23 protein-coding genes and 1 tRNA gene are annotated in these 22,356 nt (G+C 65.3%); 15 read left to right on the forward strand and 9 right to left on the reverse strand.

The genetic code is table 11. The features are described 5' to 3' along the window. Window positions 1-30 precede the first annotated feature (30 nt). A complete protein-coding gene (locus L0U84_RS12000) occupies window positions 31-1,005 on the forward strand; it encodes an NAD-dependent epimerase/dehydratase family protein (RefSeq protein WP_233850102.1) in 975 nt (324 codons plus the stop codon). A 93-nt stretch (window positions 1,006-1,098) separates the two neighbouring features. Here the strand turns inward: L0U84_RS12000 and L0U84_RS12005 are convergent, their stop codons facing one another. Together L0U84_RS12005 and L0U84_RS12010 are read right to left on the reverse strand one after the other, a co-directional pair. Next, the gene (locus tag L0U84_RS12005) at window positions 1,099-1,383 is read right to left on the reverse strand and encodes a DUF1488 domain-containing protein (protein ID WP_233850104.1); all 285 of its coding nucleotides are present in this window, start codon (window positions 1,381-1,383) and stop codon (window positions 1,099-1,101) included. 198 nt (window positions 1,384-1,581) lie between these two features. Then, complete coding sequence (locus L0U84_RS12010; RefSeq protein ID WP_233850106.1) at window positions 1,582-1,869, reverse strand: hypothetical protein; 288 nt, start codon at window positions 1,867-1,869, stop codon at window positions 1,582-1,584. A 285-nt stretch (window positions 1,870-2,154) separates the two neighbouring features. On the opposite strand from L0U84_RS12010, the gene L0U84_RS12015 reads away from it, so the two are divergent. Then, complete coding sequence (locus tag L0U84_RS12015) at window positions 2,155-2,346, forward strand: hypothetical protein (protein WP_129957473.1); 192 nt, start codon at window positions 2,155-2,157, stop codon at window positions 2,344-2,346. Between the two features lie 88 nt (window positions 2,347-2,434). After that, a complete protein-coding gene (locus L0U84_RS12020; RefSeq protein ID WP_233850108.1) occupies window positions 2,435-2,824 on the forward strand; it encodes a hypothetical protein in 390 nt (129 codons plus the stop codon). A gap of 46 nt (window positions 2,825-2,870) precedes the next feature. Here the strand turns inward: L0U84_RS12020 and L0U84_RS12025 are convergent, their stop codons facing one another. Both L0U84_RS12025 and L0U84_RS12030 read right to left on the reverse strand, forming a co-directional pair. Then, the gene (locus L0U84_RS12025; protein ID WP_233850110.1) at window positions 2,871-3,209 is read right to left on the reverse strand and encodes a DMT family transporter; all 339 of its coding nucleotides are present in this window, start codon (window positions 3,207-3,209) and stop codon (window positions 2,871-2,873) included. Window positions 3,210-3,213: 4 nt separating this feature from the next. Beyond that, window positions 3,214-3,711 carry a heme-degrading domain-containing protein gene (locus tag L0U84_RS12030; RefSeq protein WP_233850112.1) on the reverse strand — a complete coding sequence of 166 codons (498 nt, stop codon included), beginning with the start codon at window positions 3,709-3,711 and terminating at the stop codon, window positions 3,214-3,216. A 223-nt stretch (window positions 3,712-3,934) separates the two neighbouring features. Here L0U84_RS12030 and L0U84_RS12035 point away from each other — a divergent pair. The 7 genes from L0U84_RS12035 (at window position 3,935) to L0U84_RS12065 (ending at window position 9,511) form a co-directional block, all read left to right on the forward strand. Further along, a tRNA-Met gene (locus L0U84_RS12035) sits at window positions 3,935-4,011 on the forward strand. Between the two features lie 377 nt (window positions 4,012-4,388). Continuing rightward, a complete protein-coding gene (locus tag L0U84_RS12040) occupies window positions 4,389-4,934 on the forward strand; it encodes an NUDIX hydrolase (RefSeq protein WP_035494591.1) in 546 nt (181 codons plus the stop codon). 9 nt (window positions 4,935-4,943) lie between these two features. Further along, window positions 4,944-5,681 (forward strand): leucyl/phenylalanyl-tRNA--protein transferase, encoded by a 738-nt coding sequence (gene aat / locus L0U84_RS12045; protein WP_129957477.1) that lies wholly within the window; start codon window positions 4,944-4,946, stop codon window positions 5,679-5,681. Window positions 5,682-5,782: 101 nt separating this feature from the next. Beyond that, complete coding sequence (locus L0U84_RS12050; protein ID WP_233850114.1) at window positions 5,783-6,616, forward strand: arginyltransferase; 834 nt, start codon at window positions 5,783-5,785, stop codon at window positions 6,614-6,616. Between the two features lie 122 nt (window positions 6,617-6,738). Continuing rightward, window positions 6,739-7,761: a quinone-dependent dihydroorotate dehydrogenase gene (locus L0U84_RS12055; protein WP_326491174.1), complete on the forward strand. Its 1,023-nt coding sequence runs from the start codon at window positions 6,739-6,741 to the stop codon at window positions 7,759-7,761. A 110-nt stretch (window positions 7,762-7,871) separates the two neighbouring features. Further along, window positions 7,872-8,666 (forward strand): cystine ABC transporter substrate-binding protein, encoded by a 795-nt coding sequence (locus L0U84_RS12060; RefSeq protein WP_233850116.1) that lies wholly within the window; start codon window positions 7,872-7,874, stop codon window positions 8,664-8,666. 185 nt (window positions 8,667-8,851) lie between these two features. Beyond that, entirely contained in the window at window positions 8,852-9,511 is a 660-nt protein-coding gene (locus tag L0U84_RS12065; protein ID WP_187636333.1) for an amino acid ABC transporter permease, read from the forward strand. Between the two features lie 34 nt (window positions 9,512-9,545). Here the strand turns inward: L0U84_RS12065 and L0U84_RS12070 are convergent, their stop codons facing one another. The 5 genes from L0U84_RS12070 to L0U84_RS12090 all read right to left on the reverse strand — a co-directional run bounded on the left by L0U84_RS12070 (window position 9,546) and on the right by L0U84_RS12090 (window position 15,560). Beyond that, window positions 9,546-10,592 carry a Gfo/Idh/MocA family protein gene (locus L0U84_RS12070; RefSeq protein WP_233850118.1) on the reverse strand — a complete coding sequence of 349 codons (1,047 nt, stop codon included), beginning with the start codon at window positions 10,590-10,592 and terminating at the stop codon, window positions 9,546-9,548. Between the two features lie 199 nt (window positions 10,593-10,791). Next, window positions 10,792-11,511, reverse strand: coding sequence for a FadR/GntR family transcriptional regulator (locus L0U84_RS12075; RefSeq protein ID WP_233850120.1), 720 nt, complete (start codon window positions 11,509-11,511; stop codon window positions 10,792-10,794). 388 nt (window positions 11,512-11,899) lie between these two features. Next, the gene (locus tag L0U84_RS12080; protein ID WP_233850121.1) at window positions 11,900-12,466 is read right to left on the reverse strand and encodes a flavin reductase family protein; all 567 of its coding nucleotides are present in this window, start codon (window positions 12,464-12,466) and stop codon (window positions 11,900-11,902) included. Between the two features lie 117 nt (window positions 12,467-12,583). Next, the gene (locus L0U84_RS12085) at window positions 12,584-14,467 is read right to left on the reverse strand and encodes an alpha/beta fold hydrolase (RefSeq protein ID WP_233850122.1); all 1,884 of its coding nucleotides are present in this window, start codon (window positions 14,465-14,467) and stop codon (window positions 12,584-12,586) included. Window positions 14,468-15,026: 559 nt separating this feature from the next. After that, complete coding sequence (locus tag L0U84_RS12090) at window positions 15,027-15,560, reverse strand: GNAT family N-acetyltransferase (protein WP_233850123.1); 534 nt, start codon at window positions 15,558-15,560, stop codon at window positions 15,027-15,029. Window positions 15,561-15,939: 379 nt separating this feature from the next. Here L0U84_RS12090 and L0U84_RS12095 point away from each other — a divergent pair, with 379 nt between their 5' ends. The 5 genes from L0U84_RS12095 to L0U84_RS12115 all read left to right on the forward strand — a co-directional run bounded on the left by L0U84_RS12095 (window position 15,940) and on the right by L0U84_RS12115 (window position 22,352). Continuing rightward, entirely contained in the window at window positions 15,940-16,191 is a 252-nt protein-coding gene (locus L0U84_RS12095; RefSeq protein WP_129957487.1) for an acyl carrier protein, read from the forward strand. Then, on the forward strand, window positions 16,188-17,483 hold the full coding sequence (locus tag L0U84_RS12100) for an acyl-CoA dehydrogenase family protein (protein ID WP_233850124.1): 1,296 nt from the start codon (window positions 16,188-16,190) through the stop codon (window positions 17,481-17,483). Before L0U84_RS12095 ends, L0U84_RS12100 begins: the two co-directional genes overlap by 4 nt. Next, window positions 17,484-18,557 carry an amino acid--[acyl-carrier-protein] ligase gene (locus tag L0U84_RS12105; protein ID WP_233850125.1) on the forward strand — a complete coding sequence of 358 codons (1,074 nt, stop codon included), beginning with the start codon at window positions 17,484-17,486 and terminating at the stop codon, window positions 18,555-18,557. Next, complete coding sequence (locus L0U84_RS12110; protein ID WP_233850126.1) at window positions 18,554-19,627, forward strand: DUF1839 family protein; 1,074 nt, start codon at window positions 18,554-18,556, stop codon at window positions 19,625-19,627. Before L0U84_RS12105 ends, L0U84_RS12110 begins: the two co-directional genes overlap by 4 nt. A gap of 79 nt (window positions 19,628-19,706) precedes the next feature. After that, window positions 19,707-22,352 carry a glycosyl hydrolase 2 galactose-binding domain-containing protein gene (locus L0U84_RS12115; RefSeq protein WP_442793996.1) on the forward strand — a complete coding sequence of 882 codons (2,646 nt, stop codon included), beginning with the start codon at window positions 19,707-19,709 and terminating at the stop codon, window positions 22,350-22,352. Window positions 22,353-22,356: the final 4 nt, after the last annotated feature.

A 22,356-nucleotide genomic window follows, 5' to 3' on the forward strand; every position in this document is an offset into this window, starting at 1 on the left:
GACGTCGCGCCGCCATCTCAGGGAGTCGTGATGCAAGCCACGGGAAAGGTCGGTCTATTCGGTGCCGCTGGCGCGGCGGGTCAAAGCATCGCGGCGGCGCTCGGCGCGGCGGGCCGCGACTATCGGGTGGTCGGCCGCTCGCGCGAGGCATTGCAACGCAGCTTCGGTGACGACCCGCACGCGGAGATCGTCACCTGGAACCCCGACGATCCCGCCTCGGCCCGCGCCGCGGCTGCCGGTCTGCAGACCGTGATCTACCTGGTCGGCGTGCCCTACGACCAGTTCGCGCAGCATCCGCCGTTGATAGAGAAAACGCTGGCCGGCGTGACGGCGGCCGGCGTCGAGCGCTTCATTCTGATCGGCACCGTGTATCCGTATGGGCGCGCACGCGGCAATCCGATCCGCGAAGATCATCCGCGCGAGCCGCACACGTTCAAGGGCCGCATGCGGCTCGAACAGGAAAAGCTCGTGCTGGCCGCGCATGGCCGGAATGGTCTCGAAACGCTGGTATTGCGGCTGCCCGATTTCTACGGACCAGGGGTCGAGCGCAGCCTGTTGCAAGGCGTCTTCGTCGGCGCCGCTACGGGCAAGCGCGCGCAGGTGCTCGGTCCCGTCGACGTACCGCACGAATTCATCTTTCTGCCCGATGTCGGCCCCGTGGTCGAACGGCTGACGCGCACGCCCGAGGCCTACGGCCGCTGGTGGCATCTCGCGGGCGCCGGCACGATCACGCAGCACGAAGTGGCGCGCGAGGCCTACGCGCTCGCGGGCCGCGAGCCGAAGCTGATGGTCGCCGGCAAGGGCATGCTGCGCGTGCTCGGGCTATTCAATCCGCTGATGCGTGAACTGGTCGAGATGAACTATCTGATGACCGAGCCGGTCGTGCTCGATGATTCGGCGCTGGCGACGTTGATCGGGCCGCTCAGGAAGACGTCGTATCAGGAAGGGATCAGGCGGTGCTTCGAAGCGGCGCGCGAGGCAATGCCGGCACGCGGCGTGAACTAGCGACAAGGTATTGGCGATGCGTTGGAGGAGGGAAAACCGGGGAACTGGACGAGCGCCCTGCCTTTAGCGCCGATGGTCTGTCGGCCGTTCCGCTTAGCCTGCCATCTGCCCCGGCGGAAAGTGGCCACTCTTGAGCAGCACGGGTGTGCCGTTGCTGATCTGCAAATGCTCACGCGCAACGGCCTCGATGCGCGGACGGCCTACATCGAACGCGCGTAGCCAGCCTGCGAGGTCCTCGCTGTAAGCGCCGAAATGATCCTCGAGCGCTTCCACCGAGATCGCGCACGGCACCGGCTCACCGTCCACCAGCGCGGAAAAAACGACGGTCAGGTTGGAATCGCGGTAAGCAGGCTCGTCTGCGGGAAAACGGATTTCCATGGTCGCCTCGTCAGAAGGTGGCGGCGGGAAGGCAGCACGCGCGGAAGGCCGCTGCGTGCCGCCGATCCTCGCGGGTCCCGCTATGGTACTCGCGCCGCCGGATCACGGTCCAGCGCGCGCGGGGGCCTGATTCCGGGCATCGGGCGCTGCCTTGGCGGTCCGTTGGGCAAGCCCTTCGCGCGGGAATCGCCGGCACGCTCACTGCCCATCCAGCAAGCGGTCGACATAGTCGCGGGCTGCTCGTTCGACGAACGCGAGCGCTTCTTCTTCGCTGGCGAAGCGTTGCCGGTCGCCGAGTTCGAGCAGCGTTTCAATCCGATGCGGATCGTCCGGGCCGGCTTCGGCGAGGCTGACCGAACCGACGTAGGTACCATCCGCTTTGGCTTGCGCGTCGCCCGACGTGCCCGACGTGCTGCCCAACGGCACGAGGCGTGCGGCGGCGCTGATGTAATAGCCGCGATAAGGGCCACTGACCCGTTCAGCCATCTTCGTCCTCCTGTTGCGGTTCGGGAGCTAGCGCCAGTCACGACGGCGCCGCCTTGCTGCTGCAGCATGCGGCGCGCCGCTGCACCGGGTGTGCGAGCGGGCCGCCCCATCACGATAAGGCGCGTCGCGGCGCGATAAGTTCTGCCCGCGAAACGGGCTCCCGCACCGCAACCGAAACCGGGTCGCACTTCGGTCGCGCGCGCGGGTCGAATGGTCCAGATCGGCATGCTCCGTGCTATCCCACGGTACCTTTGACAACGTCATTTCGAGGCCAGCGAGCGCAATATGGGAAAATATTTTCTGCAGAATCAAGAACTGCCGGAGCCGGATGCGGCGAACAAATGGTTTGAGTACGCGGAAAGTCACGGCATCGACATCCCGAAAGCGATCAGCATCTGGGAAGACGCGGCCACTGAAGAAGGCGCGGAGGCCCGGCGGCTCGTCAGTGCGGCGGGCATCACGGTCGAAGCGCCCTGAGCCGTGGCGCGCGCCATCGCGTCCCGCAGCCGCCCCCGGCGACGCCGGCCCGGCAGCCCCCTCCATCTGAATGAAAGGACACAACACGATGCAATTCACGACGCAACCGCGGCGCGCCGGCCGATTCCACTGCCTTCGATCCAGCGCCGCGCTTGCCCTCGTGCGTCGCGCGTCGCTGTCTGCCGCATGGCCTGCCGCGCTGCTGCTCGCCGCGGGGCTGGGGGGCTGCGCGTCGTCGAACACGACCACGCTGATCAATCTGCCGAACGGCCAGACCGGCTTCGCGGTCAATTGCAGCGGCGCCGACGCCGGCTCGAGCTGGGCCTCGTGCTACGTGCAAGCGGGTAAAGCCTGCGGCGCGACCGGCTACGACATCGTGTCGAAGGATAACGACGAAGGCGGCGCGGCCGGCGGCAGCATCACGAACGTCGCATCGGCGAATGTGAAAGGCCGCTCGATGATCGTGCGCTGCAAATAGGCCGATTTACGTCCCGGGCGGTGATCGTGGCGGCTTGCGCGGGCGCTCAATGCGCCTGCATCTTCGAGAAGAGATTCAGCACGGCGACGCCAGCGACGATCAGTCCCAGTCCGATGATCGCCGGCAGGTCAGGTACCTGCCGGTACAGCACCAGTGCCACCAGCGTGATCAGCACGATGCCCGCGCCGGACCAGATCGCATAGACGATGCCGACCGGAATGCTCCTGAGCGTCAGCGACAGGCAATAAAACGCGATGCCGTAGCCGAGCACGACGACCGTCGAAGGCAGCAGCCGCGAAAAGCCGTCCGACGCCCGCAACGCGGAAGTCGCAATCACTTCGGCGACGATCGCGATCGCGAGCAGCGCATACGGGGGTACGCGCATCGCGTCAGCTTTTCGCGAGCGCGAGCTTGCCGTAGTCGTGACCCAGATGCGCGCACAGCGCTTCGACCACGAGTTCATGATCGGCGCGCTGCGGCAGTCCGGACACCGTGATCGAACCGATCACGCCCGCGCCTTCCACCGTCAGCGGGAACGAGCCGCCGTGCGATGCGTACTCGGTGGCGGGCAGACCGTGCTTGTCGGCGAGCGTCGCTCCGGCGAGCTGCATTTTCAGCCCGATCGCGTACGAGCTACGGCGAAAGTGCGCGACGGTGTTGCCCTTGCGGCGGGACCAGTCGACGTTGTCGGGCGTCGCGCCGTCGAGCAGGCTGAAGAACAGCGGCTGGCCGAACGTGCGCACGTCGATCGCGGCGGCAATGCCCCGCGCTTTCGCGACTTCATGCAGATACGCGCCGACTTGCCACGCGCGGTCGGCATCGAAGCGAGGAAACACGAGGGTCTTTTCCTGAATGGCGATGACCTGCAGATCGTGAGCGATATCCATGGGGTTCAGAACGGGTCGGAGGATCAGAGTCGAACGGGGCGCCGTCGTGAAGATCCGGCGAGCCGCGTGGAGAATCTGAATTCTAGCGCAGCGTCCAGGCTCGGCTTTCCGGCGCCTTTCCGATAGGTGAAGTCGCGCGGGCGGCGCGAAGCGCAATGAAGCTAATCCTTACATGGCTATTGCGCTGGCTGTCAGGCTGGTCTATAATCTTTTCTTCGACGGACGCGGGGTGGAGCAGTCTGGCAGCTCGTCGGGCTCATAACCCGAAGGTCGTAGGTTCAAATCCTACCCCCGCAACCAAGACGAAATCATTGAAGGGTTACAACGCATTGGCGTGTAACCCTTTTTTGTTTTGTGGCCTTGGTTTGGCGATCCCGTTGATCGCCCGCACCCTTAGACGAAAAAAAGCAGACGAAAAAAAAGCGCGTCAACCAAATGACGCGCCAAGACTACGAGGCAATGTACAAGAGAGAAAAGATGACTGTGGTGGACGCGGGGGCCTCCATCGCAACCATCAGGACCGATGCTATCAGCGCATCCGAAAATCGACTGTCAACCAATGTCAGGCGCAAAGAAGCTCGCGGCATCGAACGTCCCATCGCGCAACCCCTGCCGGCGCCTCAGTAATCTCCCGCCCCGGTGATAAACTCCTATCACCCCTTCTCGTCCCCTTTCCAATGAAATTCTGTTCTGTCTGCGGCCACGGCGTCAGTCTGAGCATTCCGCCGGGCGACAATCGCGAGCGCTTCGTATGCGGCAGTTGCGGCACCGTGCATTATCAGAATCCGCGTAACGTGGTCGGCACCGTTCCCGTGTGGGACGACAAGGTGCTGCTGTGCCGTCGTGCAATCGAGCCGCGCTACGGCTACTGGACGCTGCCCGCCGGCTTCATGGAAATGGGAGAAACGACCGCCGAAGCCGCCTCGCGCGAAACGCTCGAGGAAGCCGGCGCGCGCGTCGAGGTGCAGAACCTGTTTTCACTGCTAAACGTGCCGCACGTGCATCAGGTGCATCTGTTCTACATGGCGCGGCTGCTCGATCTCGACGTCGCCGCCGGCGAGGAAAGCCTCGAAGTGAAGCTGTTCGAGGAGCACGAGATTCCGTGGGACGAGATCGCGTTTCCGACCGTCGGCCAGACGCTGCGCTTTTTTTTCGCCGACCGTGCGGCCGGCAGTTTCGGCCTGCATACCGGCGACATCTTCCGCTCCCTGCGCGAAGGTTGAGCGGCGCGCATGGTTCCCTGGCTCGGAGCTGACGATCCGTTTCCCCCCGTCGAGCGCGCGCTCGGCGCCACGAGTGGCGCGCCCGGCCTGCTCGCGGCCAGCGGCGATCTGCTGCCGTCGCGCCTCATCGACGCTTACCGGCGCGGCATTTTCCCGTGGTACTCGGACGGTCAGCCGGTGTTGTGGTGGAGCCCCGATCCGCGCATGATCCTGCGTCCTGTCGAGTTCAAGCTGTCGCCATCGCTGCGCAAGACGCTCAAGCGGGTGTTGCGCGACGACGCATGGGAAATCCGCGTCGATCATGATTTCGCGGGCGTGATGCGCGCCTGCGCGCAGGCGCCGCGCCGCGGCCAGCGCGGCACGTGGATCACCGCAGATGTGGTCGAAGCCTATTCGTCGCTGCACCGCCTGGGCGACGCGCACAGCATCGAAACCTGGTTCGAGGGCGAGCGTGTAGCGGGTTTGTATGGCGTGTCGCTCGGCCGGATGTTCTTCGGCGAATCGATGTATACCGACGTCACCGACGGCTCGAAAATGGCGCTGGCCGCGCTCGTCGGCCACTTGCGACGTCACGAAATAGAAATGATAGACTGCCAGCAGAACACGTCGCATCTGGCGTCGCTCGGCGGCCGCGAGATAGCGCGCAAGGCGTTCGTCGCGCATGTTCGCGCGTCTGTCGGCGCACCGGCGATCCCATGGCGCTTCGACAAGACCGCCCTGCTCGAAATCGTCACGCGGGCGGCGTAGGAAAAATCAGGCCGAATCCGGCTCCGCCGCCTGTCGAATCGCGGCATCAACCGCCAGGTGCGCCGGGTTTGCAATACAGAGACGCTTCGAGAGCTGCCAACGTGACTCATCCCAACGAGCTGCCTCTTTCACCGCTTTCCGCGCTGCAATTTTATGCAACGGCGCCCTATCCCTGCAGTTACCTGGACGGCCGCATCGCGCGCTCGCAGGTCGCCACACCCAGTCACCTGATCAATTCGGACGTCTACACCGACCTCGTCAAGGCGGGTTTCCGGCGCTCGGGCGTGTTCACGTACCGCCCGTATTGCGACGGCTGCCGCGCGTGCGTGCCGGTGCGCGTGCCGGTCGAGCGTTTTCAACCGAACCGCACGCAGCGGCGAGTATGGAAAAAGCACGGCGACCTGGTCGCGACCGTTGCACCGCTGCACTACGACGAGGAGCATTACGCGCTGTATATGCGTTACCAGTCGGCGCGCCACGCGGGCGGAGGCATGGACCGCGACAGCCGCGACCAGTACGAGCAGTTCCTGCTGCAAAGCCGGATCAACTCGCGGCTCGTCGAGTTTCGCGAGCCGGCGCCGCTGCGGCCCGATGGACGCCCCGATGCGCAGGGCGCGCTGCGCATGATCAGCATGATCGATATCCTCGGCGACGGGTTGTCATCGGTGTACACGTTCTTCGAGCCGAGCCTGCCGCACGCGAGCTTCGGCACCTACAACATCTTCTGGCAGATCGAGCAGGCGCGCAGCCTGAATCTGCCGTACGTGTATCTCGGCTACTGGATTCGCGAAAGCCCGAAAATGGCGTACAAGGCGAATTTCCGGCCGCTCGAAGGCTTGATCGACGGCGCGTGGCGCGTGCTCGACCCGACCAGCATCGAACTGCCGCCGGTCGATATCGCGATGCATGGGCGACGCGGACCGCTCAGGCCGTAGTCGAGTCACCGTCGAGGCACAGTCGAGTCCTGCTCGCCGCCCGCAACGCCCTTCCAGTCTCACAAAAGCCCAAAGCCGGTAAAATAGCGGGTTCCCATTTTCCGGCCGTCCGGCTTCATCCCGTGCTCAGTTCCCTTTATCCGCTCGTTCGCGCCCAACTCTTTCGCATGGACGCGGAAGACGCTCACCATCTGACCTTGCGCATGCTCGGCGCCGCCGGCCGCACCGGCCTCGCCGGCGCGCTCGCGGCGCGCGTGCCGGATTCGCCGCGCACCGTGATGGGCCTGACGTTCCGCAACCCGGTCGGGCTCGCGGCGGGCCTCGACAAGGACGGCGCGTGCATCGACGGTCTGGCGGCGCTCGGCTTCGGCTTCATCGAAGTGGGCACCGTGACGCCGCGCGCGCAGCCGGGCAATCCGCGCCCGCGCATGTTTCGGCTGCCGCAGGCGAACGCCGTGATCAACCGGATGGGCTTCAACAACGCCGGCGTCGACCAGTTCGTGAAGAACGTCCAGGCCGCGCGCTATCGCGGCATCCTCGGTCTGAACATCGGCAAGAACGCCGACACGCCGATCGAGCGTGCCGCCGAAGACTACCTGTACTGCCTCGAACGCGTGTACCCGTTCGCGAGCTACGTGACGGTCAACATCTCGTCGCCGAATACGAAGAACCTGCGCCAGCTGCAGGGCGCCGACGAACTCGACGCGCTGCTCGCCGCGCTGAAGGACAAGCAGCAACAACTCGCCGACATGCACGGCAAGCTCGTGCCGCTCGCGCTGAAGATCGCGCCGGATCTCGACGACGAGCAGATCAAATCGATCGCCGACACCTTGCTGCGCCACAAATTCGAAGGCGTGATCGCGACCAACACGACACTGTCGCGCACCGCCGTCGCCGGCATGCAGTACGGCGACGAAGCCGGCGGCCTGTCGGGCAAGCCGGTATTCGACGCGTCGAACGAGGTGATCCGCAAGCTGCGCGCCGAAGTCGGCGAGGCGGTGCCGATCATCGGCGTAGGCGGCATTTTCTCGGGCGACGATGCGCGCGCGAAGCTCGCAGCCGGCGCGTCGCTGGTGCAGCTTTATACTGGTTTCATCTACCGCGGACCGGCCCTCGTGGCCGAATGCGCGCAGGCGTTGCGCTGAGCGTCCGCGTCGCCGGCGCATATAGACATAAACAAACGATATTTAGATCGCGATAGTCTCGTTTGTTATGCTCTCGACCGTCAAAACGTCAGACGTACACAAGGAACAAGATGAAATTCGGCCTGCTGAAAAAGCTCCTCGCCACCGCGCTGATCGGCGCGTCGTTGACCGCCGTCGCCGCGCACGCGGAAGACCTGCTCGACCAGGTCAAGCAGCGCGGCACGCTGCGCATCGGTCTCGAAGGCACCTTCCCGCCGTTCAACTCGAAGGCGCCGTCGGGCGAGCTGGTCGGCTACGACGTCGACATCGCCAAGGCCGTCGCCGCGAAGCTTGGCCTGAAGCCGGAGTTCGTCACGACCGAGTGGAGCGGCATCATCGCCGGTCTGCAGGCAGGCAAGTTCGATGTGATCGTCAACCAGGTCGGCATCACCGACGCGCGCAAGCAGACGCTCGACTTCTCGCCGCCGTACACGTACTCGGCCGCGCAACTGATTCAGCGCAAGGACGACACGCGCCAGTTCACCTCGCTCGAAGACCTGAAGGGCAAGAAGCTCGGTGTCGGTCTCGGCACGAACTATATGGACATGGCGAAGTCGGTGCCCGGCATCGACGTGAAGACCTATCCGGGCGCGCCTGAATACCTGCGCGATCTGGCCGCCGGCCGGCTCGACGCGGCGTTGAACGACCGTCTGATGCTCGCGTACCTGCTGAAGAACTCGAACCTGCCGCTGCGCACCGGCGCGAACGTCGGCGCCGGCAACCCGTCGGGCATCCCGTTCAGGAAGGGCAACCCGAAGTTCGCGCAGGCGATCGACGAGGCGATGACCCAGCTCGAAGCGGACGGCACCTTCACGAAGATCTCGGACAAGTGGTTCGGCATCGACGTCAGCAAGCCGATCAAGTAACACGCGTGTAATCGAACGAAGGGCGGCATCGTGATCGATGCCGCCCTTCGCGTTTTTGCGGCCCGCGCGAGCTCCAGAACCCGGACCGCGCGTCGCGTATACCCCAAGCAGCATCGCGCGACTCGCGCCTTAACGCGCGCCAAAGTTTATGATGTGCGCTTTGTGCGTCAATAAGAACACTGCCCATGTCCATCACATCCCTGCTGCTCCAATCGCTGCCGGTGCTCGCACAAGGCGCCTTGCTGACGATCAAGTTCGCGATCCTGTCGATGATCTTCGGTCTGATCGGCGGCGCCGTGCTCGCGCTGATGGGCATCAGCCACAGTCGTCCGCTGAACTGGATCGCGCGTGTCTATGTGAGCGTGATGCGCGGCACGCCGCTGCTCGTACAGATCTTCGTGATTTATTACGGTCTGCCGAGCTTCGGCATTTCGCTTGATCCGACGCCGGCCGGCGTGATCGCGCTGTCGGCGAACGTCGCCGCGTATCTGTCCGAAAGCATGCGCGGCGCGATCCTGGGCATCCACCAGGGCCAGTGGCTAGCCTCCTACAGCCTCGGGCTGTCGCGGCGTCAGACGCTGCGCTACGTGATCGCGCCGCAGGCGCTGCGCATCGCGGTGCCGAGTCTGTCGAACAGTTTGATCAGCCTGATCAAGGACACCTCGCTCGTGTCCGTGATCACGGTGACCGAGCTGCTGCGCAGCGCACAGGAAATGATCGCGTCGACCTATCAGCCGCTGCCGCTTTATCTGGCAGCCGCGGCCGTGTACTGGGTGCTGTGCCAGGTGCTCGAATGGGCGCAGCGCTGGTACGAGCGGCGTCTGTCGCTGCCGACGCGACACTGAGCGCCGCGCGCGCCTGCTGGTACACCCCGGCGGCTCATTCGCCGGCGAACCTGAGCCCCAATGCCGCGCGCGCCGCGTCGGCCATCGCGATCATCTGCAGCGACGTGTCGTGCGGCATCAGCGGACTCTCCAGTCGGCCTGCCCGAATCAGTTCGCAAAAGTGCGCGGTCTCGTAGTTCAAGCCGCCACCTTCGAACGGCTCGTCGAGTTCGACGACGCGCCCGTCCGCGTAACGGATCGTCGCGCGCGACGGGTTCCACCACGGCTCGTGCAGCGTCACGTGACCGCCTTTGGCCATCAGCAGCGCATCGCCCTTGCCATGCAGATCGAGCCCGCAGAATAGCTGGGCGATGCCGCCGCGCTCGTGCTGGCTGTTCAGACTCGCGAACGTATCGACACCGGTCGCGCCGAGCCGGCCGAAGGTCTGCACTTCGCGTGGCGCGCCGAGCCAGTCGACCGCGAGAAACATCTCGTAGATGCCGATATCGAGCAACGCGCCGCCCGCATGCTCGAACGACAGCGACGGATGATCGGCCGGCACGCCCGGCACCGAGCAGCCCGCGCGCACGAGGCCAACCTCGCCGATCGGCTCGGCCTCGAGGTGCTCGCGCAATTTTCTGTAGAGCGGATAGAACGGCGGCTTCATCGCTTCCATGAAGAGCCGTTGCGAAGCGCGCGCGACCTCGAGCACGCGCTCTAGCTGCGCACGATTGATACACGCGGGTTTCTCGCACAGCACATGCAGCCCGGCTTGCAACGCGGCGATCGCATAGTCGACGTGGCTGTCCTGCAGCGTCGCGATATAGAGGGCGTCGATGCCGCTCGCGAGCAGCGCGTCGAAACCGTCGCAGACGGTTCCGCCGAATTCATCGGCGAACGCCTGGGCCGGTTCCACGCGACGCGACCACAGCGCGGCGAGCCGCGTCCGCGGCACGAAGGCGAGCCCTTGCGCGAAGCGGCGCGCAATCCGGCCGGTGCCGACGATCCCCCAGCGGATCTCGCGCAATGAAGTGGTGTCCTGAGCTACCCGATCGGTCGGTTGGGCGGTGGTTGCGTGCGGTGCCGCTGTCGTATCAGTCATCGTGTGTGCAAAGGTCCATGCGGTGCGAAACAGCCGCCATTGTCGCCGATGCCGCGTGCGAACGCGGCGAACCCGGCCAACCCGAACCCTGCGGCATCACTGCCGCGCACCGACCTCGACACCCGAGCCCCGCCTCCCCGGCGGCCTGGCGCTCACTGATACGCTCAGCCCGCGCTCACACGCAAACTCAAATCCGAGCTCAAACCCGCGCCGGCGGCTCCGCGGAAAACCGGCCGCCCAGCTCTTCGGCGGAGTAATCGATCATCGCGAGCGAAGCGATCTCGGCCTCCTTCGGATCGCGCCGCTCGATCGCCTCGACGACACGCTGATGCGACGCGACCGCGCTCTCCCACAGCCCTTCCCGATCGTGCACGATCGGATTGACGGTAGATAGAGCGCCGCGAATGATCGCCGCCATCTGCTTGAAGAACTGGTTGCCGCTCGCGATCACGATACGCGTATGGAACAGTTCGTCGGCGTCCTGATAGCCGGCCTCGGACGGACGGATCACGCGAAACGCCTCGAACGCCTCGCGAATCGCCACGACGTCCGCCGCACTGCCGCGCGCGGCCGCCTGCGCCGACGCGCGTGGTTCGATCAGGATGCGAAACTCGATCACGTCACGCAGAAACATCGGATCGGGCTTCGCGCGAAAACGCCAGTTGACGACGTCCTCGTCGATCATGCGCCAGTCGTTCATCGGCCGGATGCGCGTGCCGATCTTCGGCCGCACGTCGAGCATGTCGCGCGCGAGCAGCATCGATAGCGCCTCGCGCATCACGGTGCGGCTCACGTCGAATTCCTTCGACAGCACATCCTGCGGCGGCAGTATCGCGCCGTATTTTTCCTCGACGATGCCGCTGACGAGCCCGTCCATCACTTTGCTCACCAGCGAGCGATCCTTGTTTGCGTGTTCCATGAGATATCCCCGAAGCGGTGTTGTCCCCGCGTGGCCTGTTAATGAAGGGCCCGTACGTATCGTTTTATGCAAAAAGGATCATTTTTCCGATACGTTGCTAGCTTCGAAACCGATGCGCCAGTTGGGACACTTCCTGACAGGGTTATCCCTCTGAAGATTTGTTTCGTTCGTGTAACGCAATCTGTTTCGTAGGCTCAAAGCTCGCTCGACAAAGCGTGCCTGCGATGTGGGGTTTAATTAGTGCGCATTCGCACGTTTGCGTGATGAAATTGTCTGATTTGGGCGGACGTGGGCAGACGCCTGCGTGTTCCAGCGCACAAAGATGTCGTGGACAACGCAATCAATGCCGGCAGGTCCGCGACGCGCGCGGACGCCGCATCGAGCAGCATCAAGCCGAGACTTCGTTCGACGCGCTCGCCGCGACCGACGCATAGCGGCCGCCGAAGAACAGCAGCGGCGCGTGCTCGTCGAGTGAGAACACCAGCACCTCGCCGACGAACAGCGTATGGTCGCCGCACGGATGGCGGTCCACCACGCGCGCGGCGAAGCGCGCGGCCGCATGCTCGAGCAGCACGACGCCGGCGAGGCCGTCGACCGCCGCGAAGCGCGGCGCGCAAGGTGGCGTGAAGTGGCTCTGCGCCTCGCCCGCGAAATGGCGGCTGTGCGGCTCCTGTGTCTCGGACAGCACGCTGACGCCGAACAGCTCGGCGTCCATCAGCCGTGCGTGCATGCGCGCGCGATGCCCGACCGAGACGACGATCAGAGGCGGCTTTAGCGACCCCGACATGAACGCGTTGGCGGTCATCGCGTGAAGGCTGTCGCCGCTGCCGCTCGAGATCACCACTACGCCTGTCGCGAAGCGCCCAAGCGCATGACGAAAGCGCCGCTCGTCGAATGACGGCGGCGCGGGCGTTTCATCGGACGACTTATCAGTCTGAACTGCCGTTGCGTGCATGGGGGCTCCCCTGGTGACGGCCGTATTGCCGTACGCCGCGCGAGCCAGCGACACCGGCATCGCGTGCGCCAGCCGCGCTATGTGCGCGAGTGACGCGGACGTGTCGGCGCACTATGATCACGCCTTTCCGAGCGGCTGGAACCCGCTGCCGGGCTCGGCCAGCGCCTGGCCCACGCCCGCACTCTGGCGCTCGCCCGGCTGATTGCGCAAGTCGCCGTCAAGCGCGGCGATGTGGGGCTGACGCAGCTTCGTGAAGCCCCCGCGATAAACCTTTTCCACATACGAGATGACGTTTTCCTGCGCGACCGACGACAGGATCGCGTGATCGGTGTGCTTGCAGAAAGCCACACGGATACGCTCGAAGCGCCGCAACCGCGTGCCGCGCGCGCCGAAACAGCGCTCGAGCTCCTCGAGGCCTGCGTCGAGCACGCCGTACACCAGATGAATATCGACGCCCCGCTCATCGAGCCCGGCGAACAGGCGGCGTTCATCTGTTGCGCCAAGCTCGATCCCACACAAGCGGCCAACGCGATCGGCCAACGTGACACCCGCTCGCGACGCCATCCGCATCGCCAGCTCGCGCACGACGCCGAGGCCGCCGCTCTCGCCCTTCAGAAAGCGCAGCCATTTGTCCGGCTTCGTCAGCGAGCGCATGTAGCTGCGCGTCGAGCCGAACCGGGCGGCCGTGGCCATCGGCTTGCCGTGCTCGTCGCACACATCCTTCCATCTGAACTTCTGCAGGTTGACGAGCACCGCGCCGAGCACCGTCGCTTCGCGCGTCGCCGCATGCAGACCGATGTATGCACCCGAGCAGATGCCGATCAGCACTCCGCCCGCATGACCGCGTTCGACCAGCCAGCGCGAGGCGCGCGCCGCATCCTCGGCGCTCGTCTGCGAGTACAGCGCGTCGAGACTCAGCGTTTCGGCCAACGGCATGCTATCGCCGATGTTGCCGGCGTCGATGCGCAGCGATGCAATCCCCTGACGCGCGAGACGCCGTGCGAGACGCACGCCGAAACGCCCATTGCCGATGCGCGATTCCGCGCCGGTATTCAGCAGCACCACCGCGGGCCCACTCGCGGCGGCCGCGCCATCGGGCAGGCAATAGATGCCGAACACCTTGCCGCCGTTCAGCCACACGGGCGTTTCGAGCACGCCGGGCGCGACATGGTGACCGCCCGCACCGTCCTCGCCGCGCTGCGGCACCGCAGCCGGCGTGCGCGCGAGCGGCGCGCCGCCCGCCGCCAACCAGTTTTCGATGGTGTCGAACGCCGCGGTCGGCACCTCGCTGTCGAGCGCCTCCGTCATGAAGCGGCTGTACTCGTCGAACGACTGACGCTCGACCTCGACGCCGTGCTGCGCATAGTGCGAAGCAAGCGCATCGACGCGCGCGGGATTGAGCGCATCCAGCAGCAGCACGCGCGCGGCCGGCCGGCTCGTGTCGCGCCACAGATCGACCGCGAGCAGGCTTGCGAGCGTGTCGCGATAGATCCGGAAGCCATACGCTTCGACGAACTCGTCGGTCTCCGGTTCGACCACGCGGTCCAACGTTTCAGGCAGCGACACCCACTGCCGGTAGTGCGCGCGCAACTCGCGCTGGTAGCTTTTGCCCGACAGTACCGGCGATAGCATGATGAGACCATCGACATCGCACAGTTCCTGCGCGGCGAGCGCGGCGAGCATGCCGCCAAGCCGCAGACCGCACAGAGTCACGCGCTCGACGCCGCTCGCCGCGCGCAGCTGCGCGAGCGCCTGCTTGATGCTATCGATCCACGCGCGCCACAGACCCATGTCGGTCGGATCGCCAGCCGAATCGCCCGTGGCCGGATAGTCGAAGCGCAAGACCGGCACGCCGCGCGCAGCGAGCCGTTCGGCAAGCCGACGCATGCCGCGGTGCGTGCCCAGAGCGTCGTAGCCGAACGGAGAACACATCACAACGCCATCCGGACCGTCCGCTGGATGCAACCAGCCGAAGTTGCCGTCGAAGACGATGGGTGTCACGGTACGCTCCTAAGAAGGTTCTTCTTTCGGGAATTACAACAAACGTCTTTGCTCTCATATGTGCGTCCCACCACATTTGCTTCGGACTCCGGATCACGTATCGAAAGCGGCGCGCGCAGCGTCACAACCCGCGAATGTGGGACCGTTCTCCACGCTGACATGCTGCTTTACCGAATGCGGAGACGACGTTACGCAAGAGGCGATAGCTTCCTCGCGTAACGCGGCCCGCCTGGAGGTGGGGTGCAAATCAAGATGCATAGCGCGTTCGCTGCGCGTGCTGGTTCGTCGCGCTGCCCGTGAGCCGGAGCTACCATCCATCCCGGAACAACGGTTCGTGCGATCGACGATCGGTAACGCGGCGCGCTACCTCATCAGCATAGACGCTCAACTTCCCCCCGATCTCGTCTCTCTGTACGGCAACCAACACAGGCGCGTGACAGACCAGACCAATAGCGTCTTCGAACCTGCCCGCGTGGTCGATCGTGCGGAACATGCTCGTGAATCTTCCGCTTTTTTTGAGTCACGATTATGTGGCAACTTCGTGACAGGCACACAAGTACTACAGCAGCTCGAACGTATCGACGAACGATGGAGCGGCGCTAACGCGGCGCCGCGCGCCGGAGCGCTGTTGACTAGCGCGCACCTGGCGCGTGAGGCCGATGAACGGCACGCCGTGCTCGAGGTATGGCCCTTCGGATTTACGAAAGCCGAACTGCTCGTAGAAGCCGCGCAGGCCGACCGGCGCGCTGACCCGCGTGGCGCGGCCCGGCCAACGTTCGGCGACCGCTTCGAGCACCCGCTCGATCAGCATCTCGGCCGTGCCGTCACCGCGCCGCAGCGGGCTGGTCAACACCTTGTCGATCCTCACTTCCGGATCTTCGGAATCGCCAGGCTGCACGCGTGCATAGGCGAGGATCGGCATCGGCCGGGCCATGTCGTCGGCCGCGAAAACGTGCAAAGCATGTTCGTCGCGACCGTCGGCATCGAGACATACATGCGATTGCTCGACGACGAATACCGCGCTGCGCGCGCGCAGCAGAACATACAACTCCCGTGCGGATAGCTGATCGAATTCCAGCGTCTTCCAATTCATCTCGCACCCCCTGCGATAAAAAGATTAGGTGGGACCGACCATGCACGGGACACCTGATGGGAGGCTCACGCATAACGGCCCTTCGTCATGGGCTACACGGTACGTGCGTGAACCGAGTGCTTCCGTGCGCCATCGCACTGACGCCTTTTCCTGAGAACTCTTAAATACGCGCTACCGGAACGCGGCCCAGCATGTACCGCCATCAGCGTGGATGGCGCGGAGGGACCGCCGCTCAAGAATGCCCCGCAGCAAAGGTGTTCGCGCCACGCGGTGCGCACACCATCCGGACCAGCCACCTATAAACCGATTAGATGGGACGTGAGTTCCGATCACCGCTTTGCTATCCAACCGACGCTTTGGACCCGAAGGGGACAATCAGATGAAGACCGCATTAAGACGCATCCTTTCCGAATCCGCCCGCCTCGACATCCCGGCAGAAGGTCTTGCCGACGACGCAGATCTGTACGCCGCCGGCCTCTCGTCACTCGCGACCGTGCATCTGATGCTCGCGATAGAAGACGAATTCAATGTGGAGATTCCCGACCGCATGCTCACGCGGCGCCTGTTCTCGAGCATCGACTCGATGGCCGCCGCGATCGCCGAACTGCTGCAGGCCAAGGCGGCAGCATGAGCGATCCGCTGAGAGATCCAGCCGCCACCGCGGCTCACGCCGACGCGCCCTATGCCGGCAAACAGAGCGATGACAACGCTGCCGCCGTCGCGCTTTCCGCGCTCACGACCGAACCCGCGTGGCGGGTTGCGGCACATCGATGCGCCGCTGTCGCAGCACAACACGCGGACGCGGTCGATCGCGAAGCACGCTTTCCAGTCGAAGCATTCGACGCGCTCAGGCGTGAACGACTGCTCTCGGCGATGGTGCCCGCCGCATGCGGCGGTGCAGGTCTGTCGCTTGCCGATGTCGGCGCGATCTGCGAGACCCTCGCACAGGGCTGCGCATCGACCGCGATGATCTATGCAATGCATCAGATCCAGGTCGCGTGCATCGACGCGCATCGCGGCGACTCCGCGTGGCATGCGCATCTGCTCACGCAACTGGTCGAGCGGCAATGGCTGCTCGCGTCGGCGACGTCGGAAGAGACGATCGGCGGCAACATGCGCACGAGCGCGTGCTCGGTCGAGCTCGATGGCGCGCGCTTTCGGATCGAAAAACTCGCGCCGACGATCTCGTACGGCGCGCACGCCGACGGCATCCTCGTGACCGCGCGGCGCACCGCCGAGGCAGCCGCGTCCGATCAGGTGCTGATCGTCGCGCTACGCGCCGAGACGCAGCTCGAGCAACGCGGCGGATGGGACTCGATGGGCATGCGCGGCACCTGCAGCGAGGGCTTCCGGCTCGTGGCGACGGGACTCGCCGAACAGATCCTCGCGACACCGTTCGCCGACATCGCCGATCAGACCATGCTGCCCGTGTCGCACACGCTGTGGGCGTCGGTGTGGACCGGCATCGCGATCGACGCGGTCAATCGCGCGAAAGCGTTCTTTCGCGCGCAGGCGCGCGCCAAGCCCGGCACCATGCCGCCGGCGGGCCTGCGGCTTGCTGAAGCGGTCGGGCTGCTGCAGATGATGCAGGCGCGTCTGTCGGTCGCGCTCGAGGCTGCGCGCGTGGCACATCAGGCACGCGATGGGGCGCCGCAAGCGGACGCCCCGCTCGCGGCGCTGCTCGGCTTCGCGTCGGACATGAACACGCTGAAGACCAGCATTTCGACCACCGCGCTGCAGGTCGTGCAGGAAGTGCTGATGATCTGCGGCATGGCGGGCTACAAGAACGGTACGCCCTATAGCGTCGGCCGCCATCTGCGCGACCTGCACTCGGCGCCCTTGATGATCAACAACGACCGGATCGCGCAGAACACCGCGAGTCTGCTGCTCGCGCAGCGTCCTGCCGCGCCGGGGAGACCCTGAATGAAGCTGATGACCGACACCGCCGCCGTCGCCGCGGCTGCGGCCGCTGACGTGGAGCCGTCGCTCACGCTGCGCGACGAGTTGCTGTCCGCCGGCCTGCTGATCGATACCGGCGAAAACGGGCTGTATGGCCGCAGCCACATCTTCGAGGACGTGATCGACCGGCTGAACGTGGCGATTACACATCTCGGCAAAGATCAGCAACCCGAAGTATTGCGCTTTCCGCCCGCAATGCGTCGCACCGACTTCGAGGATAGCGAATACCTGAAGAGCTTCCCGAATCTCGCGGGCACCATCCATTCGTTCTGCGGCAACGACATGGGTCACCACCGTCTGCTGCGCGCGCTCGACGATGCGATGGCCGAGAGCGACGACGATCGCAGCGACGCATGGCTCGCGCAGCAGAAGCCGACGCGCGTCGTGCTGACGCCGGCCGCGTGCTATCCGATCTATCCGGTGATGGCGCGGCGCGGCGCGCTGCCCGCCGACGGCCGCACGGTCGATGTGCTGTCGTACTGTTTCCGCCACGAGCCGTCGCTCGATCCGGGCCGCATGCAGATGTTCCGCCAACGGGAATATGTACGCCTCGGCAACCCCGAACAGGTGATGGCATTCCGGCAGATGTGGATCGAGCGCGGCTCGCTGCTCGTACGGTTGCTGCGCTTGCCGGTCGAAGTCGATCTCGCGAACGATCCGTTCTTCGGCCGCGGCGGCAAGATCGTCGCCGATAGTCAGCGCGCGCAGGCGCTCAAGTTCGAGTTGCTGATCGCGGTCGCCGATCCGCGCGGCAAGACGGCCTGCCTGTCGTTCAACTATCACATGGACCACTTCGGCGCGATCTGGAAGATCGCCTGCGAAGACGGCACGACCGCGCATACGGGCTGTGTCGGCTTCGGCATGGAACGCATCACGCTCGCGCTGTTCCGTCATCATGGGCTCGACGTCAACGCATGGCCCGACGACGTGCGCGCGCTGTTGTGGGGCGATACCGAAACCCGTGTTGCCGACGCGCTGAAGGCGGGGCAAGGTACGCAAACGACTCAAACGGCGACCGTGGCCGGGGAGCGCGCATGAATCCATCCCCGACCTCGATACTTGCCGGCGCGCTCGCGAACGCGTCGATGCCGCGACGCGCCGGCGGTCCGCCGACGCATCAGCAGACCCGCGCGGTGCCCCGCGCCGGCACGCAGTTGCGCGAGCACGCAGCGCACGCGCTGCATCAGGGCGAGCGCGTGTGGCAGGAGACCAACTGCTATGTCGATCTGTGGATCGAACTGCTGCACGGCTTCGGGCTCGATCCGCGCGCGGCGCTCGCATTTACGGTGACGCAGGATTTCGAAGGCGACCAGTTCACGTTCTTCAAGTTTCCGCTCGACGATCTCGAACGTCTGTATGGCACTCAGGTGCAGGAGCTCGCGATCTACGACTCGCTCGAACAACGCGTGCTCGCGCAGACACTGCGCGGCCACACCGTGCTCGTCGAAGTCGACGGCTACTACCTGCCCGATACGCGCGCGACCTCGTATCACAGCGAGCATCCGAAGACCACGATCGGCATCGACTTCGTCGACACCGCCGCGCGCCGCCTCGGCTATTTTCACAACACCGGCTACCACCGTCTCGAAGGCGACGACTACGACGGCGTGTTTCGCAAGCTGCCGCAATTTGCCGGGCAACCCGATCTGCTGTTTCCATACGTCGAGTTTGCCAAGCAGGCGCGACCCGCGCTCGAGGGTACCGCGCTTGCCGAGGCGTCGGCGGAACTGCTGTGTGCGCATCTGGAACGGCGCCCGTTGACCAACCCGATATCGCAATGGCGTGCCGCGTTTCCCGTGCACCTCGATACGCTGTTCGAGCGCGACGAGGCGTACTTCCATCTGTACTCGTTCAATCTGATGCGGCAACTCGGCGCGAACTTCGAGTTTCTGTCGAAGTATCTGCAGTGGCTGGTCGCGCAAGGCTTCGAGATCCCGCCGACGATACCGGCCGCCGCGCAACGCATCGCGTCGGAGTCGATGGTGATGCAGTTCCGGCTCATTCGTGCGATCGCGCGCGGCCGGCGCGACAGCTGCGAAGACTGCTTCGATGTGCTCGAAAGCGCTTATGAAAATACGCTGCCGCCGCTAGCCGCTCTGGTGCGTTGACGGGTTGGTGTGTTGATGCCTTTGCCTTGATGCCTTGGTGCGCGCGCTTCGTGCCGCGCAGCTCTTCCGGGAATTGACCGTGGATGTATCGATACTCGATCCGGCGGCTGACGAGGGCGGCCCCGGCCGTCCTCGCGCGGCCGGCGCGCTCACGCAAACGCAAGACACGAGCGCCGCCCTCGCCGCGCCTTCGCTACGGCCGCAACGGCTCGACAGCGGCTGGGCATGTCTGAGCACCGCGCCGCGCGCCTATGAGTCGCCCGCCGATCTGCCCGCGCAAGGTTGGCTCGCCGCGCCCGTGCCCGGCACCGTCGCGAGCGCGCGGCGCGCGGCGGGTCTGCTCGATGTCGATCACCCGCCTCCGCTCGCGTTCGACGATCACTGGTATCGCGTCACGCTGCTCGGCACGGGGCGGCGCCGCTTGCGTTTTCACGGACTCGCGACGCTCGCCGAAGTGTGGCTCGACGAGGTGAAGCGGCTCGATTCCGAATCGATGTTCATCGCCCATGATCTGGACATCGAACTGAACGGCCACGCGACGCTCGTGCTGTGCTTTCGCTCACTGGCGCCAGCGCTGGCGGCCAAACGCTCGCGGGCGCGCTGGCGGCCGCGGCTCGTGTCGCCGCCGACTCTTCGCAACGTTCGCACCACGCTGCTCGGCCATATGCCGGGCTGGTGTCCGTCGATTCAGGCGGTCGGTCCGTGGCGCCCGATCGAGATGCTCCGCGACGCGCCGCACGCCTTCGACACGATTGATCTGACTAGTCGGCTCGAGCACGAGGATGGGGTTGTTTCGTTGACGTTACGTTTCGTACACCCCCACGACGTCGCCGCCTGTCACGCGACACTTTTTTGCGGCGACCATGTTTCGTCCTTGCAATGGCACGATGCATATACACTCGCCGGCGACGTACGCGTGCCCAACGCGAAACGCTGGTGGCCGCATACGCATGGAGAGCCCACTTTATATCGTCTGATGTTGCAGCTCGCCGGCGGCAACGGTGAGATGTCCGAGCCCTTGGGGTCGATCGGCTTTCGTCGTATCGAAGTGGACCGCGGCGCCGATGGCCGGGGCTTCGCCTTGCGCGTGAATGACGTGCCCGTGTTCTGTCGCGGCGCGTGCTGGACCAGCGCCGATCTCGTCACGCTCGCAGGCACCGAAACGCAATTGCGCCATACGTTCGAGCTCGCCCGCAATGCGGGCATGAACATGCTGCGCGTCGGAGGCACGATGCTCCACGAGTCCGATCTGTTTTATGAACTCGCCGACGAATACGGGCTGCTGATCTGGCAAGACTTCGCGCTGGCGAACTTCGATTACCCGAACGATGCCGCGTTCAGCGCATTGATCGAGCGCGAAGCGAGCCAGCTGCTGACTCGCACGCGTCGCTTCGCCTCGCTTGCGGTGCTGTGCGGCGGCAGCGAGGTCGACCAGCAGGCGGCGATGTTCGGTTTGCCCGCGGCGCGGCGCGCCCAACCGTTGTTCACCGAACTGCTGCCCGCGCTCGTCGCGCGCGAACGCGCGGACGTGCCTTATGTCAGCAATTCGCCATCGGGCGGCGCGTGGCCCTTTTCGACCGACGAGGGCGTCACGCACTACTACGGCGTCGGCGCGTATCAGCGTCCGCTCGCCGACGTGCGCCGCGCGCAAGTGCGCTTCGCCGCTGAATGCCTGGCATTCGCCAACGTTCCCGACGACGCGACGCTGCACGACGCGCTCGGCACGATCCACGCGCACGATCCGCGCTGGAAAGCCGCCGTGCCGCGCGATGGCGGCGCAGGCTGGGATTTCGACGACGTGCGCGATCACTATCTGCAGGTGCTTTATGGCGTCGAGCCGGCACGCCTGCGCTATGAGGACACGGCGCGTTATCTGGATCTGTCGCGCGCGGTGGTCGCCGAGCTGATCGGCGACGTGTTCGCCGAGTGGCGGCGCGCGGGCTCATCGTGCGGCGGCGGGCTCGTGTGGCAGCTGCAGGATCTGCGCGCGGGCGCGGGCTGGGGCGTGATCGACGCGACAGGACGGCCGAAAAGCGCGCTGCACGGCTTCGCGCAGACACTGCAGCCGTTGCAGGTCACGCTCACCGACGAAGGCCTGAACGGTCTCGACATTCATCTGATCAACGAGCGCGCGCAAACGTTTAGCGGCGAACTCGAACTGGTCTGTCTGCGCGACGGCAGCGTGAAGGTCACATCCGCGCGCCACGCGCTGACGCTTGCCCCGCGCAGCCAGCAGCGCATCAGCGCGGCCGCGTATCTCGGCCAGTTTTTCGATTTCACGCACGCGTACCGCTTCGGTCCGCGCGCGCACGATGTCACGATTGCAACGTTATACGATGCCGCGAGCGGCGAGGTTGTGTCCGAGGCGTTTCATCTGCCCGAGCGTAGCGTGCACGCGCGTGATGACCTGGATATGACCGTCGAGCTCGAACGTACCGGCGACGGCTGGCAGCTCGCGATCGAAGCGAAGCGCTTTGCGCGCTTCGTTCATATCATTGATCCGCGTTTCCGCGCGGCGCGCGAATGGTTCCATCTCGCGCCGAACCGGCGCTGTATCGTGCCGCTGCATACGCTCGAACCGCCGCTGTCGGGCGCGTTCGCGGCGTCGCCGCAAGAAGTCGTTGCACCTTCATCAAACGCGGCCTTTAAAGTGAATGAAACATGCGCGGCACCCCGGGGGGAAGTCCGCGCGATCAATGCGCTATCCGCCATCTTCTACGGCTAGTGGT

Source organism: Paraburkholderia sp. HD33-4 (assembly GCF_021390635.1).
GTDB lineage: Bacteria > Pseudomonadota > Gammaproteobacteria > Burkholderiales > Burkholderiaceae > Paraburkholderia.

Excerpts from the sequence above, each read along its gene's own strand:
- L0U84_RS12005 (WP_233850104.1), bottom strand. The coding sequence starts at position 1,383 with ATGGAAATCCGTTTTCCCGCAGACGAGCCTGCTTACCGCGATTCCAAC.
- L0U84_RS12010 (WP_233850106.1), bottom strand. The coding sequence starts at position 1,869 with ATGGCTGAACGGGTCAGTGGCCCTTATCGCGGCTATTACATCAGCGCC.
- L0U84_RS12100 (WP_233850124.1), top strand. The coding sequence starts at position 16,188 with ATGAGCGATCCGCTGAGAGATCCAGCCGCCACCGCGGCTCACGCCGAC.
- L0U84_RS12065 (WP_187636333.1), top strand. The coding sequence starts at position 8,852 with ATGTCCATCACATCCCTGCTGCTCCAATCGCTGCCGGTGCTCGCACAA.
- L0U84_RS12015 (WP_129957473.1), top strand. The coding sequence starts at position 2,155 with ATGGGAAAATATTTTCTGCAGAATCAAGAACTGCCGGAGCCGGATGCG.
- L0U84_RS12060 (WP_233850116.1), top strand. The coding sequence starts at position 7,872 with ATGAAATTCGGCCTGCTGAAAAAGCTCCTCGCCACCGCGCTGATCGGC.
- L0U84_RS12075 (WP_233850120.1), bottom strand. The coding sequence starts at position 11,511 with ATGGAACACGCAAACAAGGATCGCTCGCTGGTGAGCAAAGTGATGGAC.
- L0U84_RS12080 (WP_233850121.1), bottom strand. The coding sequence starts at position 12,466 with ATGCACGCAACGGCAGTTCAGACTGATAAGTCGTCCGATGAAACGCCC.
- L0U84_RS12070 (WP_233850118.1), bottom strand. The coding sequence starts at position 10,592 with ATGACTGATACGACAGCGGCACCGCACGCAACCACCGCCCAACCGACC.
- L0U84_RS12110 (WP_233850126.1), top strand. The coding sequence starts at position 18,554 with ATGAATCCATCCCCGACCTCGATACTTGCCGGCGCGCTCGCGAACGCG.
- L0U84_RS12090 (WP_233850123.1), bottom strand. The coding sequence starts at position 15,560 with ATGAATTGGAAGACGCTGGAATTCGATCAGCTATCCGCACGGGAGTTG.
- L0U84_RS12105 (WP_233850125.1), top strand. The coding sequence starts at position 17,484 with ATGAAGCTGATGACCGACACCGCCGCCGTCGCCGCGGCTGCGGCCGCT.
- L0U84_RS12020 (WP_233850108.1), top strand. The coding sequence starts at position 2,435 with ATGCAATTCACGACGCAACCGCGGCGCGCCGGCCGATTCCACTGCCTT.
- L0U84_RS12000 (WP_233850102.1), top strand. The coding sequence starts at position 31 with ATGCAAGCCACGGGAAAGGTCGGTCTATTCGGTGCCGCTGGCGCGGCG.
- L0U84_RS12025 (WP_233850110.1), bottom strand. The coding sequence starts at position 3,209 with ATGCGCGTACCCCCGTATGCGCTGCTCGCGATCGCGATCGTCGCCGAA.
- L0U84_RS12040 (WP_035494591.1), top strand. The coding sequence starts at position 4,389 with ATGAAATTCTGTTCTGTCTGCGGCCACGGCGTCAGTCTGAGCATTCCG.
- aat (WP_129957477.1), top strand. The coding sequence starts at position 4,944 with ATGGTTCCCTGGCTCGGAGCTGACGATCCGTTTCCCCCCGTCGAGCGC.
- L0U84_RS12030 (WP_233850112.1), bottom strand. The coding sequence starts at position 3,711 with ATGGATATCGCTCACGATCTGCAGGTCATCGCCATTCAGGAAAAGACC.
- L0U84_RS12095 (WP_129957487.1), top strand. The coding sequence starts at position 15,940 with ATGAAGACCGCATTAAGACGCATCCTTTCCGAATCCGCCCGCCTCGAC.